Source organism: Acidovorax sp. 56, assembly GCF_002749705.1.
In the GTDB taxonomy this organism is placed as follows: Bacteria; Pseudomonadota; Gammaproteobacteria; order Burkholderiales; family Burkholderiaceae_C; genus Acidovorax.
Window position 1 is genome coordinate 2,324,343 of record NZ_PEEV01000001.1, and the last position, 13,254, is coordinate 2,337,596.

The window sequence follows — 13,254 nt, forward strand, 5'->3', positions numbered from 1 at the left end:
AAACGCCTAGCCAGGGCCGCTTCGCTGAGTTTTCTGAGTCGCTCTAGGCCCTGAACCACCACTACCGGAGTCCCACCATGCTGTCTGTGCGCGATGCCAGTGTTTTCTTTGAGGCCCGCGACGGCCGCGCGGTGCAGGCGCTGCACCGGGTCTCGCTCGACATCCCGCCGCGCGGCTTCGTGGTGGCCCTGGGCACCTCGGGCTGCGGCAAGTCCACCCTGCTCAACGCCATGGCGGGGTTTTTGCCGCTGTCCGAAGGCAGCATCACGCTGCACGGCCGACCCATCACCCGCCCCGGTGCAGACCGGGGCGTGGTGTTCCAGAAAGACACGCTGCTGCCCTGGAAATCGGTGGCGGAGAACGTGGCCCTGGGCCTGCAGTTTGCCGGTGCCAGCGGCGCGAGCGTGCGCAAGAGCTGCTGGAGCTGGTGGGCCTGCAAGACTTTGCCGACGCCGCGCCGTATGAGCTGTCTGGCGGCATGCGCCAGCGCGTGGGCCTGGCCCGCGCCCTGGCGCCCAACCCCGACATCCTGCTCATGGACGAGCCCTTTGGCGCCCTGGATAGCATGACACGCGAGCAGATGCAAGAGCTGCTCGTGTCCGTGTGGCAGCGCACGGGCAAGCAGGTGTTCTTCATCACCCACTCCATCGAGGAAGCCATCTTTCTCGGCACCGAGGTCATCGTCATGTCGCCCCGCCCAGGGCGCATCGTGGCCCGGTTTGACCTGGACTACGTGCAGCGCTTTGCCCAGGAAGGCAACGCCAAGGCCATCAAGACCCTGCCCGGCTTTGCGCAGCTGCGCGAACAGATCCGCGACATCGTCCACCGCTCAGAACACACCGACAGCGCCCACAGCGCTGACAACACTGAGTACGCCGCTGCGCACGCCAAACAAGGAGCCCTGGCATGAACGACCTGGTGTTGAACTACCTGCTGCCCACCGCAGAAAAAGGCGACGAGTACGGCAACGCAGCAACGCCGCCCCCTGCGCCCATTCCCCCCGCCCCGCGCACCGTCAAGCCCCGGGGCTTTGGCGTGGGTGAGCGCTCCACCGTGCCCATCAGCATCGGCGCCGCGCTGGCCCTGCTGCTGGCCTGGTGGCTGGTGGCGCAAACCGGCTGGGTGCCCAGCCTGTTCATGCCCACGCCTGCCGAGGTGTGGGCCACGGGCGTGACCATCTTCACCGAGGGCTATGCCAACGCCACGCTGTGGGAGCATGTGGCCGCCAGCCTGACGCGCATCGTCAGCGCCGCCGTCATTGCCGTGGGCCTGGGCGTACCACTGGGCCTGCTGATGGGGCTGAACCGCTGGGCCAAGGGCGTGCCCGATGCGCCCATCGAGTTCTACTGGCCCCTGCCGCCACTGGCCTACCTGCCGCTCATGATCATCTGGCTGGGCATTGGCGAGACTTCCAAAATCGCCCTGCTGGCCCTGGCCATGTTTGCGCCCGTGGTGCTGTCGGCCCAGGCCGGCGTGCGCGCCCTGCCGCTGGAGCGGGTCAACGCCGCCCTGTCGCTGGGCGCCACGCGGGGGCAACTGTTCACCCACATCGTGCTGCCCTCGGCCCTGCCCGAAATCCTCACCGGCATCCGCATCGCCCTGGGCGTGGGCTGGGGCACGCTGGTGGCGGCCGAGCTGATCGCATCCACCCGGGGCATTGGCTACATGATCATGTCGGCCTCGCACTTCCTGGCCACCGACGCCGTGTTTGTCGGCATCGGCGTGATCGCCGCGCTGGCGTTTTCCTTCTCCCTGGCCATGCGCCTGGCCGAGCGGGTGCTGGTGCCGTGGAAGGGCAAGCACTGAACCGCAAACACCACGAGAAACAAAAAGGGGCTGGATATCCAGCCCCTTTCTTTTTCCGCGCAGCCATTGCAATACGTCACCCCCAATCCATTCAGGCTGAGCCTGTCGAAGCCCTGCGCGGCGCTTCGACAGGCTCAGCGTGAACGGAATTGCTTCTTCAAATATCCACGGGGTCCACGCACTTGGGCCATCTCTTTGAACCGCAAGTCTCTCAGGCCAGCTGCGAAAACTGGCTGTCAAACGTCTTGCTCACATCGAGCTTTTGCTTGACCAGGCCCACCTTCAGGTAGAAGTCTGCGGTGCGCTGCTGGTCGGCCACCACCTGCGCGTCAATCGGCAGCCAGCGGGTGGCGCGGCGCTCAAACTGCAGGCGCGCGGCCTCTTCGGGGATGCCGATGACACGGGCCAGTGCGGCGCCAAACTCGGCCGGGCGTTGGTACGACCAGACCTGGGCGCGCTCCACGCGGGCCTTGAAGTCTTGCAGCACGGCGCGCTTGTTTTGCAGGGCCGATTCGGTGGCCGCCAAAAAGCTCAGGCCCGACGACAGGCCGCGCCCGCTGACCAGCACGCGCGCGTGCTTGCTGGTTTCGGCCAGCGCGGTGTAGGGCTCCCAGGTGGCCCAGGCATCCACCGCGCCTTGCGTCAGCGCCAGCTTGGCATCGGCGGGCGGGATGAACTTGATCTGCACATCGTCGGCCGTGAGCCCCACCGCTTCCAGCGCCTTGAGCGTGACGTAGTGCCCGATGGAGCCCCGGTTGGTGGCAATGCTCTTGCCTTTGAGGCTGCTGGCGTCCTTGAGCGTGGACTGCGGCGTGACCAGGATGGCCGTGCCATACGGGTCCGAGCGGTTGGCGGCAAAGGCCTTGACGCGGCTGCCTGCGGCCAGGGTGAAGAGCAGCGGCGCATCGCCAATGGGGCCGAAGTCCACCGCGTCGGCGTTGAGGGCCTCGGCCAGCGGCGCAGCGGCGGGGAACTCCGTCCACTTGATGTCGTAGCTCAGGTCCTTGAGCTCGCCCGCCGCTTCGAGCAGGGCGCGCAGGCCACCTTTTTGGTCGCCCGCACGCAGCACGGTTTTGGCCTGTGCATGCACCAGCACGGGCGAGAGGAAAGAGGCGGCTGACACCGAGGCGGTGAGCAGGCGATGGAACTGGCGGCGTTGCATGGTCATGGCAGATCAGATGAGGGGCAAGATGAACTTGCACCCATTGCATCAGCCCGCCCCCCAAACACCAACGAAGCGTTTTGCAGTTGGATATGCGGTTTGCAATGGCGGTGTCCTGCGGCCGTTCGGTACTGCGCGGCGGCAGGCCATGCCCAGGCTTTCAGTAACTACCGTGGCCCCGCACCAGATCGTGCAAAGCCTCGCCGCGCACATAGCGCCCCAGGTTGTCTGCAAACTTTTGCGCTGTGAGCGCAGGCGCATTGGCGGCAGACCACGAGAGGTGCGGAGTGAGCACCACGCGGGGGTGGTGGTACAGCGGGTGGCCCTCGGGCAGGGGTTCGGGGTCGGTCACGTCCAGCGTGGCACGGGCGATGCGGCCGTCGTCCAGCGCCTGCAGCAAAGCGGTCTGGTCCAACAGCGCGCCACGGGCAATGTTGACCAAGTGCAAGCCAGGGCGGGCGTGCTGCAATGTCTGCGCGTTCAGCACCTGGTGGGTCTGCGCCGTCAGCGGCAAGGCCAGCACCAAGTGGTCTGACTGCGCCAGCAAGGCCTCTAGCGAATCCACCCACTGCACCGCATCGGCAGGCGCGCGAGACGGGTGCTGCGGCGCTGCGGCCGATGCCGCAGGCGTGCGCCGCCAGGCCAGCGTGCGCAGGCCCAGCGCTGCAGCGCGCTGGGCGATGGCCTGGCCAATGGCGCCATAGCCCGCCAAGCCCAGCGTCTGCCCTTGCAACAAGGCCAGCGGGCTGTGGGTGGCGCGATCGAACGTGGCCCGCCACTGCTGCGGGCTGTGCACCCGCAGGCTGGTCCAGGTCTTGGCGTGGTCCAGCAGGGCGGCCAGCACGTACTCGGCAATGGGCACTGCGGCCACGCCACGCGAGCAGCTCACCTGCGGCACGTCCCACAGCCAGGGCGGGTAGTAGTCCACCCCGGCCGATGTCACATGCACCCAGCGCAGGCGCCCAGGCCAGCCTGCGGGCCGCGCTGGTGGTGGCTTCAGCCAGCCGTTGCGCGGGCCGGTCAACAGCACATCGCCCTGCGCGGCCACGGCCCAGGGGGCATCGCTTTCTGCGTCCAGCAGCTGCACGCCCAGGCCCGCAGCCTGCACGGCATGCGCTGCAGCGGGGCCCGCCTGGTTGATGACCACGGGGCGTGGCAAAAACGAAGGCGAAGGCGAAGAGAGGGAAGAAGGCACAGCGGCCACGTTCACAGCCCCAGCGCCAGGCGCCCCGCCGCCACGCGGGCACTGTCGTCTTGCGGGGTGTGGATGCGACCGCACAGCACGTCGCGCAGGTGGCGCTCCAGCGGGTTCTTGCGGGCCAGGCCGTGGTTGCTGGTCAAGGCCAGGGCCTGCTCCACCGCCTGCACGGCGTTGCCGGTGGTGATGGATTTGATGAGGCCGCTGTGCACGGCCGACAGGGGCGCACCCTCGTCCGCATCGCGGGCCAGGCTGGCCACCAGGCGCTGGTTGGTCAGCAGCAGCGCCTCGATGTGGCCCAGGGCCTCTTGCGCACGCGGCAGGGTGGCCAGCGCTGCGCCCAGGCTGGCGGGCTTGCGTTCGTGCAGAAAGCGCACCAGCCAGTCGCGTGCCGCCTGGGCCACGCCGGTGTAGAGCGCGCCCAGCATCACCGCCATCTCCACCTGCAGCCAAGGCTCGCCGCCAGCCCAGTCGGCCGGGGCGCGCAGGTCGATGGCGTGGTCCAGCGGGATGAGCACATCGTCCAACACCACGTCGTGGCTGCCGCTGGCGCGCAGGCCCAGGTGGTCCCAGGTCTCGACCATGCGCGTGCCGGGCAGACCCGCTTGCACCAAAAAATTACCCACACGGGGAACCACCTCGTCGGTGCGGGCCCACACGCTGTACCAGCGCAGGATGGGCGAGCCGGTGGAATAGATTTTGTGGCCGCTGATGCGCCAGCCCTCGGGCGTGTGCCGCGCCACGGTGGCGGGCAGGCCGCCGCGTGCGGGCGAGCCCAGCTCGGGCTCCACGCGCAGGGCGTTGACCAGGGATACGCCCGCCGCCGCCTCAGCCACCAGCTTGCGCGCCAGTGGCTCGGGCCACGAACGTGCTAGGCGCGAAACGGGTGCGCGGCCCATGCTGCGGTGCTGGATGTATTGCATGGTCAGCACCAAAGCCGTGGCCGGGCAGGCGTAGCCAATGGCGCCAATCACGCTGCCCAGCTGCGCTAGCGTAGCGCCCTGCCCGCCCAGCGCCTGGGGGGCGGCCAGCGTCAACAGACCGACCTGGTGCAGTGCCTCAAAGTTCTCGAATGGAAAGCTGCCATCGGCGTCGTGCGCCGCAGCGCGGCTGGCAAACTCCACCGCCAGCGTGCGCGCCGTCTGCTCCCAGGTCAGTGGCGCATTCACTGCAGCACCTCGGGCTGCTGGCGCACCACGATGTCGTACAGGCTCTGGAAGGCATGCTCGGCCCCGCCGGGGCGGCCGATTTGCGAGTGCGTGAGCGCCGCCACCTCGGGCGAAATCGGGCTGGGTGTACCGGCCGCCTCGGCCAGCAGCTGGGCCTGGCAGGCGTTCTCGAGTGCGATGTACCACCACGCGGCCGACTCCACCGAAGGCCCGGCCGTGAGGATGCCGTGGTTCTTCAAGATCACGGCCTTGTACTGGCCCAGCGCCTTGCCAATGCGAAAGCCCTCGTCCGTCTCCAGCACCACGCCGCTGAAGTCGTCAAACAGGCCATGGTCGCCATAGAACACGCACGCGTCCTGCGTAAGCGGGTCGAGCTTGCGGCCCAGGGCCGACCAGGCCTTGCCGTAGGTGGAATGGGTGTGGGCGGCCGCCACCACGTCGGGGCGCACCTCGTGCAGGGCGGCGTGGATGGCGAAGGCCGCACGGTTCAGCGGCCCCTCGCCCACCACGATCTCGCCCGCAGCGTTGACCAAGAGCAGGTCAGACACCTTGATCTGCGAGAAGTGGATGCCCAGCGGGTTGACCCAAAAGTGGTCGAGCCGCTCGGGGTCGCGGGCCGTGATGTGGCCCGCCAGGCCGTAGTCAAAACCAAACTGTGCAAACAGCCGAAAGGCCACGGCCAGGCGCTCCTTGCGGTAGCGGCGCTCTGCCTCCAGCGTAGGGCGTGCCGGGGCCGGGTCAAACCAGTCTTTGCGCTGCGGATGGGGGTTGACGGCCAGGGCCGTGGGCGCAGAGTGGACGGAGGCATCGGCGGAAACATCGGGCACGGGCTTGAGAACGGCGGACATGGCGGCGGCTTTCAGTGGGGGTGGTTTCAAAAAGGAAGAGAAGGCAGTGCGCACCCACCATAGAAGCCCGCGCCCCCACCGCCAACGAAGAAATCCGCGTGACCACATGCGGTTTTGGCATGTGCAGCAGCGGCGCCCGCAGCCACGGCAGGGCAGCGGCAAGACGCCCTCATTTCTTGCATATCGATGCTACGCAACAGTCTTTGCACAGTGGCCGCGCTTGGCCGAATCTCGCGGTCTTCTCCATCGACCCGGCTAACCTGCCTGCCCCACTGCCATGTCTGACACCCATCCACTGAACCGCCGCCACCTCCTGCAAGCCAGCCTGGGCGCCGCCGCCTGGGCCGCCACGGCCAGCATGCCCGCCTGGGCCGCACCCCCGGCCCCCACGGCGGCCGACCTCTCCAAAGTCACGCTGCGCATCGGCTATTACAAGGGCCTGTGGCGCCCGCTGATTACCGCTGCAGGCCTGGGGCAAACGCCGTACCGCATCGAGTGGCGCGAGCTCAACAACGGCGTGCTGCACATCGAGGCCCTGAACGGCGATGCACTGGACGTGGGCTCGGGCAGCGAGATCCCGGCCCTGTTTGCCGCGCGCCAAAAGGCGCAGGTGCGCTTCATCGCCGTGGTACGCGAAGACCTCAACAACCAGGTCACGCTGGCGCGCAAGGACGCGCCCATCCAGCGCATTGCCGACCTCAAGGGCAAGCGCGTGGGCTATGTGCGTGCCACCACATCGCACTATTTTTTGAGCAAGCAACTGGCCGAGGCGGGCCTGAGCTTCAACGACATCCAGGCCATCAACCTCACCCCGGCCGATGGACTCTCGGCCTTTGACCGGGGCGACCTGGACGCCTGGGCCATCTATGGCTACAACGGCCAGCTGGCGCGACTGCGCTATGGCGCGCGCGTGCTCAAAACCGGGCTGGGCTACCTCTCGGGCAACTTCCCCATCTACGCCAACCCGCGTGCGGTGGACGACCCGCTCAAACACGCCGCCATTGCCGACTACCTGCAACGCCTGCGCCGCGCCTACCTGTGGGCCAACAGCAACTACCTGGCCTACGCCCAGGCCCAGTCGGCCGAAACCCGCGTAGCCGTGGGCGACCTGATTGAGCTGTGGAACAACCGCAGCAACGACTACGACCTGCGCGCCGTGGACGACAGCGTGGTGCAAGGCCACCAGGCCGTAGCCGACACCTTTTTGCAACTGGGCGTGCTGGACGGGCCTGCGCAGGTGGCGCCGCTGTGGGACAAGAGCTTCAAGACCGCGCTGGTCGCGCCCCTGGCCGCACAGGTGGCAAAGGCTGCATAAAACACAGCCAGCCCAGCACGGCACGGCACGCTGACCGCTTACCATCCGGCCCTCAACCGACGCAGAAGGGGACCAGGATGACAGCGATGAATAAACGCAATTTTGTGGCGGCTGGCGTGGGCCTGGCAGGCCTGTGGGGTGCGGCCAGCGCCAGCCAGGCGGCCCAGAAAGCAGCCCCCAAAGCCGCCCTGCGCGGCCCGACGCTGCTGACCGTGAGCGGCGCCATCACCCAGCCCAACCGGGGCGCGCTGGACACCACCATCGACCAGATGATGGGCAAGCACGGCATTCAGTTCAACGCGGCCTACGCGCTGGACGCTGCCGCGCTGCAGCGCATGCCCCAGGTCACCATCCGGCCCACGCTGGAGTACGACGCCCAGCGCCACACCCTGCAGGGCCCGCTGCTCACCACCGTGCTGGCCGCTGCGGGCGTGCCCGCCAACAGCCCCGTGCAACTGGTGCTGCGCGCCGTGGATGGCTACACCGTCAACATCAGCCTGGCCGATGCCCATGCCTACCGCATGCTGGTGGCCACCCACATTGACGGCCAACCCATGGCCCTGGGTGGCCTGGGCCCGCAGTGGGCCGTGTATGACGCCGATGTGCTGCCCGCCTTCCAGGGCAAAACCCTGAAGGAACGCTTTGCCCTGTGCCCCTGGGGCCTGTACCACATCGACGTGCAAAAGGCCTGATCCACCGGTGTGCGAACCCAGCGGTTGGGCGTTAGCGCTGGCCAAATCGCTATCATTTCAATAGCTTCTAGCGCTTTATCCGCAAGCGCTAGAGGCACTTTTTGCTCATCACCGGCCCGCCAGCCGCACACCCAGCGCTGCCAGCGACCCCGCCGTGGCCAGGGCCACCACGCCCAGCCAGCCCCACTGCGCCAACGCCAGGCTGCCCAGCGCCGCTCCGGCCGACATGCCGATGAACATGCCGGTGAACAACAGCGCATTGAGCCGGCTGCGCGCCGCAGGGTCGATGCCGTACACGATGGTCTGGTGCGCCACCAGCGTGGCCTGCACGCCAAAGTCGAAGCCAATGGCACTGGCCACAATCAACCCCAGTTGGGCCTGCGCAGGCAGCAGCGGTGCCAGCGCCATCACTGCAAACGACGCGGCGGCCAGCCCGGCGCCATAGCGCGTCACCACCTCGGGCCCGCGCTTGTCGGCCAGGCGCCCGGCCAACGGTGCGGCCAGTGCCCCCGCCGCCCCGGCCAGGCCAAACGCACCCGCAGCCGCCGTACCCAGCTGAAACTGGCTGTGCAGCATCACCGCCAGCGTGGACCAGAACGCACTGAAGCCCACGGCCAGCAGCCCCTGCGCCCAGGCCGCACGGCGCAGCGCAGAGTGCTGGCGCCACAGCGCCACCATCGATCCGATCAGCGCGCCATAGCCCAGCTGCGTGGTCGGCGCAAAGCGCGGCAGCCCGCGCCACACGGCCACCGTCAGCAGTGCAATGGCCACCGCCGCCGCCACATACACCGTGCGCCAGCCCCACTGCTGCGCTACAAAGCCGCTGACCACGCGCGACAGCAAGATGCCCAGCAGCAGCCCCGTCATCACAATGCCCACCATGCGCCCGCGCTGTGCGGCCGGGGCCAGCGTGGCAGCAGCGGGCACCACGTCCTGCGCCACCGTGGCCGCCAGCCCCACGGCCAGGCTGGCCGCCAGCAGCGCGCCCATGCCAGGCGCCAGGCCGCTCAGCAGCAGCGCCAGCATCAGCGCGATGGACTTGATGACGATGATGCGGCGTCGGTCAAACCGGTCGCCCAGCGGCGCCAGCAGCAAGATGCCCAGCGCATACCCCAGCTGCGTGAGCGTGGGCACCAGCCCCACCACGCGGCTGTCGGCCTGCATGTCGGGCCCCAGCACGCCCAGCATGGGCTGGCTGTAGTACAGCGACGCCACGCTCAGCCCCGCCGTGGTGGCCAGCAGCAACAGCAGCGGCGCACTCACCACCCCCACAGCCCGTTCTGCACCCGCCGCACCGTTTTCATGCGCACTTTGAATGGAAGACATCTCAACCCCTGTTCAGCCAACGAAGGGGCCGATTGTTCTCAAGTGGCGGCGCGCTGGGTAGTGGGCTGCGCTGCAGATTTGTTATACGCTGCATGCATGACCAATGCTTTGCCACCCGGCGCCGACCGCATCGAGCTGATGCAGACCTTCATCCGCATCGTCGAGACCGGCAGCCTGTCTGCCGCCGCCCAGCAACTGGGCACCAGCCAGCCCACCGTGAGCCGCCGCCTGCAGGCGCTGGAGCGCAGCCTGGGCATCAAGCTGTTGCAGCGCTCCACCCACGTGATGAAGTTGACCGAAGACGGCGACCGCTGCTTTGCCCACGCCAAGGCCCTGCTGGAAGACTGGCGCGCCATGGAGGACGACCTGCGCGGCACGGCCGACACCCCGCGCGGCACCCTGCGCGTGCTGGCGCCGCACGCCTTTGGGCAAGACCAGTTCATCGCCCCGCTGATGGCCTACCTGCGCCGCTACCCCGAGGTGGACGTGGAATGGATGCTGCACGACCGCCGCCCCAACTTCATCGCCGAAGGCATCGACTGCGCCATCCAGGTCGGCGCGGTGGACGACCCCAGCGTGGTCGCGGTGCGCCTGGCCGAAGTGCCCCGCATCGTGCTGGCCGCCCCCGCCCTCATGGCCGGGCGCCCCACGCCCCAGCACGCCCAAGACCTGCAGCCCCTGCCCTGGCTGGCCCTGAGCACCTTCTACCGCCGCGAGGTCACGCTGACACAAGAGCCCGGCGGCGAAGCCCACACCTTCGGCATCACCCCGCGTTTGGCCACCGACAGCCTGTACGCCCTGCGCAGCGCCGCCCTGGCCGGACTAGGGGCGTGTATTTCATCGGCGTGGATCGTGGACAACGACGTGCGGCAGGGGCACTTGCTGCACCTGGTGCCCAACTGGCATGCGGCGCCGCTGCCGGTGTACCTGGTGTACCCGTATGCGCGGTTTTATCCGGCAAGGCTGCGGTTGTTTTTGGAGGCAATGCGGGGGGCGATGCCGGGGTTGGTGGGGATGCGGGCGGTGGGGTCATGAGACCATTGCCCCCCGCCAAAGCAAGCCACTTGTCACGCAGTTACCAAAGGAGCCGCCTCCTCCATGTCGCACCGCTTTAATGTTTTTGGACGCATCATCGCCATCGAACGCTCAGGTACCGCCTGGACCGCCTACCACATAGGCAACGAAGGCAAGCGCCGCGCCGCAGGCCTCGCGATCCCCTCTGATGTGCCTCCGGCCGAGCTGGCGCAGTATCTGTACGACATCTATCACGAGTCGGCAACACCGACGAACGGAGATGTTTTTGAGATTGCACCTGGGCAGCAGGGCTAGAGAAGTCCTGCACAACTTATGGTGGTCTGCCGCAGCGCAGACCTTCACCAGCGACGCCGCCACAGCTTGGCATTCCCGACATCAAACAGAACCATGCCACGCAGTCAAAACCCCCAACCAGAGCTGGAGCGAAGGCTGGTTGCAATGGTGCGGTCCTCCGAAGGCTTGATGTCTGCATTGGTGGCAGTCCGCTCGCTAGGCCTGGGTTCTTGGTGCATCGGCGCTGGTGCCGTACGGTCGCTGGTGTGGGACACCCTCCATGGGTTTGACAAACCGTCCGCCCTTGAAGACGTCGATGTCGTCTACTTCGATGACGCGGCTGACGCACCCCATCAAGAGGCCCGTCTTGAGAGCCGTCTGCGTTCGCTCCTGCCAGCCTTGAAATGGGAGGTCACCAACCAGGCCACGGTGCACCACTGGTTCGCCGATCACCTCGGACAGGTAGTGCCTGCGCTCGGTTCCCTTGAAGAAGGCGTGGCAACGTGGCCAGAATTCGCCACCTGTGTCGGCGTGAACCTGGACGCCGAGGATTCGATAGGAGTGGTCGCACCCCATGGGCTTGAAGACTTGTTCGACCTTCGGGTCAGACACAATCCGCTCAGGGCAAGCGTGTCAACCTATCAACAACGCATCGAATCGAAGCGGTTTGGTGCGCGGTGGCCGCTGCTTTCTATTGACGCAGGTTGAAGGCGGGATTCGGCCACAACCGGCCGTTCATGCTGAATACTCAAGACCAATGGCAAAGTGTCAAATTTGTGGGCGCGAGCTAGACAGGCGCGGCGACCTGTTGTCTCAAGATTGCGGCGGTGACTGCTGGGGTTGCATCGGCGAGATTGAAGCCGATGGCGGTTGGGTCCCATCCCTTGAACAGGCGCGCAAAGAACACACCTTGGGCCTTCGGCCTGAATGCGTTGACCCTGCCAGCACGCAAGCGCCACATCCTTCTGACTGATTTCTTCACGGCGGCAGCAAGCCAGGAGTTCGCGTAACGAGTCAAGCGCCTTACGATTCGCTCCAAAATGATCTGTCACGAGCAAGGGCTGCAAACAACCAAAAAACGCTCCCGGTGTCGGCGAAAAGTATCAGCAAACTCGTGGCAGCTACCGACAGCTTTCCCCAGGCGACTAACACTGCAATCGATACAAGGATTGAACCAACCAGGGGAATCCCAGAAGCATGCTTGTAGCCTTTCATTGATTTGCCATGGAGCATGGCGTACAGCGCAGGACGTAAAAACGAAAGGTGAAGATTGATTGCCGTCGCCATTGATGCCAGGGCGATGAGCACCCAAGCTGTTGCAGGCTCTCGAATGTCGTTAGGGGCAAGCAAAGCGGAGTACACCGACCCAAGAGAAAGCGCCACCGGTGATGCGATGAATACGGCGATTGCTGAATTTCTGATGACAAGCGATACACGCATAGAGCTGGTCTTTCGATCAATCGCAGTTGTGCGACCAATATAGCCTGCGCGACAAGCAGGCCCGTAAGTGAAGGGTCGGACTCATCAACTGTCCGCCTTGCCGCTGTTTTGAGACGGACTGCTCAGGGCCCAAAGCAATCAGAGTGACCGGCCTGGAGGCCACGGCAAGGTCCGTGATGATGCGAACGGGCTCAGCGGGCAAGCGGGTGAGCCAGATGCGGACCTTGGCTTAGGTCTCTCTGTAGAACAGATTCGGGCCGCTAGTGCGACTCAGAGCGCAGACGACGAAGACTACAAACTACTTGCAGCACTCCACAGGTTCTCCCGGCCCACCGACGCAAGCCATTTGTTGAACTGATCACGGTATTCCTGCCAAGGCTCTGCCAACGTGGCACGGGTGTCTTCACTCAGTGAATAGGCCATGCCCTCAATCAGCCAAGGTGGCATGAAGACACGACGCAAGACACCAAACTGTTGTCCTTGCAAATGGTGAATGAGTTCATGCCGTACGTAATGCACATGCCAAGCCTTAGGGCCGATGACAGTGCCCATGGTGCCCACGGTGACGGCAGACCTGGCCCCTAAGCCAAACTGATCGGCACAGGTTTGCGTTGAGCAGAACACCACCAAAGGTTGGCCGTTCATGGGGCCGACATGGTTGTGAACGAATGAGAGCGCCTCGCGATAGAGCGTTGTTGCTTCCGGCAGTTTCTCCGGGGTCTCCACGCAGACGGAATTGTTGGCGCATTGCATCCCGAAGGCAGCCGGTGCGATGACGCGAACTGGCTTGACAATGAACCAAGCCGCAACCGGAACAACCACGAACAGGAGAAAGGCGATTCGAAGTGCGATTTTCATTGGGCGAACTGTAGACGCCAAACGAACAATCAAGGTGCAGTCGGAGCGAAGCAAGGGAAGCACAAGCTTTGGCTGTGCCAATCGACTGAGGGGATCGACTCACTCTGCTTTTTTGCGCCACATTGGCCCTCT

At 66.0% G+C, this 13,254-nt stretch carries 14 protein-coding genes and 1 pseudogene; 8 read left to right on the plus strand and 7 right to left on the minus strand.

All coding sequences use genetic code 11. The features are described from left to right. Positions 1–77: 77 nt before the first annotated feature. The 3 genes and pseudogenes from CLU88_RS23505 to CLU88_RS10295 all read left to right on the plus strand — a co-directional run. Positions 78–490 (plus strand): annotated as a pseudogene (locus tag CLU88_RS23505) (ATP-binding cassette domain-containing protein); the annotation flags it as partial. Between the two features lie 45 nt (positions 491–535). Continuing rightward, positions 536–910: a hypothetical protein gene (locus CLU88_RS23510; protein ID WP_369827703.1), complete on the plus strand. Its 375-nt coding sequence runs from the start codon at positions 536–538 to the stop codon at positions 908–910. After that, positions 907–1,806, plus strand: a complete 900-nt coding sequence (locus CLU88_RS10295) for an ABC transporter permease subunit (protein ID WP_099656512.1) — start codon at positions 907–909, stop codon at positions 1,804–1,806. The genes CLU88_RS23510 and CLU88_RS10295 overlap by 4 nt, the downstream gene beginning before the upstream one ends. Positions 1,807–2,017: 211 nt before the next feature. Here CLU88_RS10295 and CLU88_RS10300 read toward each other — a convergent pair whose 3' ends face one another. The 4 genes from CLU88_RS10300 to CLU88_RS10315 all read right to left on the minus strand — a co-directional run bounded on the left by CLU88_RS10300 (position 2,018) and on the right by CLU88_RS10315 (position 6,183). Next, positions 2,018–2,968, minus strand: coding sequence for an ABC transporter substrate-binding protein (locus CLU88_RS10300; RefSeq protein WP_369803876.1), 951 nt, complete (start codon positions 2,966–2,968; stop codon positions 2,018–2,020). Positions 2,969–3,128: 160 nt separating this feature from the next. After that, positions 3,129–4,163: an NAD(P)-dependent oxidoreductase gene (locus CLU88_RS10305; RefSeq protein WP_233205430.1), complete on the minus strand. Its 1,035-nt coding sequence runs from the start codon at positions 4,161–4,163 to the stop codon at positions 3,129–3,131. Between the two features lie 11 nt (positions 4,164–4,174). Beyond that, positions 4,175–5,335 (minus strand): acyl-CoA dehydrogenase family protein, encoded by a 1,161-nt coding sequence (locus CLU88_RS10310; protein WP_099656515.1) that lies wholly within the window; start codon positions 5,333–5,335, stop codon positions 4,175–4,177. Further along, positions 5,332–6,183 (minus strand): class II aldolase/adducin family protein, encoded by an 852-nt coding sequence (locus CLU88_RS10315; protein WP_099656516.1) that lies wholly within the window; start codon positions 6,181–6,183, stop codon positions 5,332–5,334. Before CLU88_RS10315 ends, CLU88_RS10310 begins: the two co-directional genes overlap by 4 nt. 277 nt (positions 6,184–6,460) lie before the next feature. Here CLU88_RS10315 and CLU88_RS10320 point away from each other — a divergent pair, with 277 nt between their 5' ends. Both CLU88_RS10320 and CLU88_RS10325 read left to right on the plus strand, forming a co-directional pair. Beyond that, positions 6,461–7,498, plus strand: coding sequence for an ABC transporter substrate-binding protein (locus CLU88_RS10320; protein WP_099656517.1), 1,038 nt, complete (start codon positions 6,461–6,463; stop codon positions 7,496–7,498). Between the two features lie 86 nt (positions 7,499–7,584). After that, positions 7,585–8,190, plus strand: a complete 606-nt coding sequence (locus CLU88_RS10325) for a molybdopterin-dependent oxidoreductase (RefSeq protein ID WP_099656518.1) — start codon at positions 7,585–7,587, stop codon at positions 8,188–8,190. A 108-nt stretch (positions 8,191–8,298) separates the two neighbouring features. Here CLU88_RS10325 and CLU88_RS10330 read toward each other — a convergent pair whose 3' ends face one another. After that, on the minus strand, positions 8,299–9,516 hold the full coding sequence (locus CLU88_RS10330; RefSeq protein WP_099656519.1) for an MFS transporter: 1,218 nt from the start codon (positions 9,514–9,516) through the stop codon (positions 8,299–8,301). A 96-nt stretch (positions 9,517–9,612) separates the two neighbouring features. Here CLU88_RS10330 and CLU88_RS10335 point away from each other — a divergent pair, with 96 nt between their 5' ends. The 3 genes from CLU88_RS10335 to CLU88_RS10345 all read left to right on the plus strand — a co-directional run bounded on the left by CLU88_RS10335 (position 9,613) and on the right by CLU88_RS10345 (position 11,532). Then, a complete protein-coding gene (locus tag CLU88_RS10335; protein WP_099656520.1) occupies positions 9,613–10,551 on the plus strand; it encodes a LysR family transcriptional regulator in 939 nt (312 codons plus the stop codon). Between the two features lie 63 nt (positions 10,552–10,614). Continuing rightward, complete coding sequence (locus tag CLU88_RS10340) at positions 10,615–10,845, plus strand: hypothetical protein (protein ID WP_099656521.1); 231 nt, start codon at positions 10,615–10,617, stop codon at positions 10,843–10,845. Between the two features lie 93 nt (positions 10,846–10,938). Then, entirely contained in the window at positions 10,939–11,532 is a 594-nt protein-coding gene (locus CLU88_RS10345; protein WP_233205431.1) for a nucleotidyltransferase family protein, read from the plus strand. Between the two features lie 315 nt (positions 11,533–11,847). Here CLU88_RS10345 and CLU88_RS22775 read toward each other — a convergent pair whose 3' ends face one another. Beyond that, positions 11,848–12,264, minus strand: a complete 417-nt coding sequence (locus CLU88_RS22775) for a hypothetical protein (protein WP_143225975.1) — start codon at positions 12,262–12,264, stop codon at positions 11,848–11,850. Positions 12,265–12,555: 291 nt separating this feature from the next. After that, positions 12,556–13,122, minus strand: coding sequence for a hypothetical protein (locus CLU88_RS10355; protein ID WP_099656524.1), 567 nt, complete (start codon positions 13,120–13,122; stop codon positions 12,556–12,558). Positions 13,123–13,254: the final 132 nt, after the last annotated feature.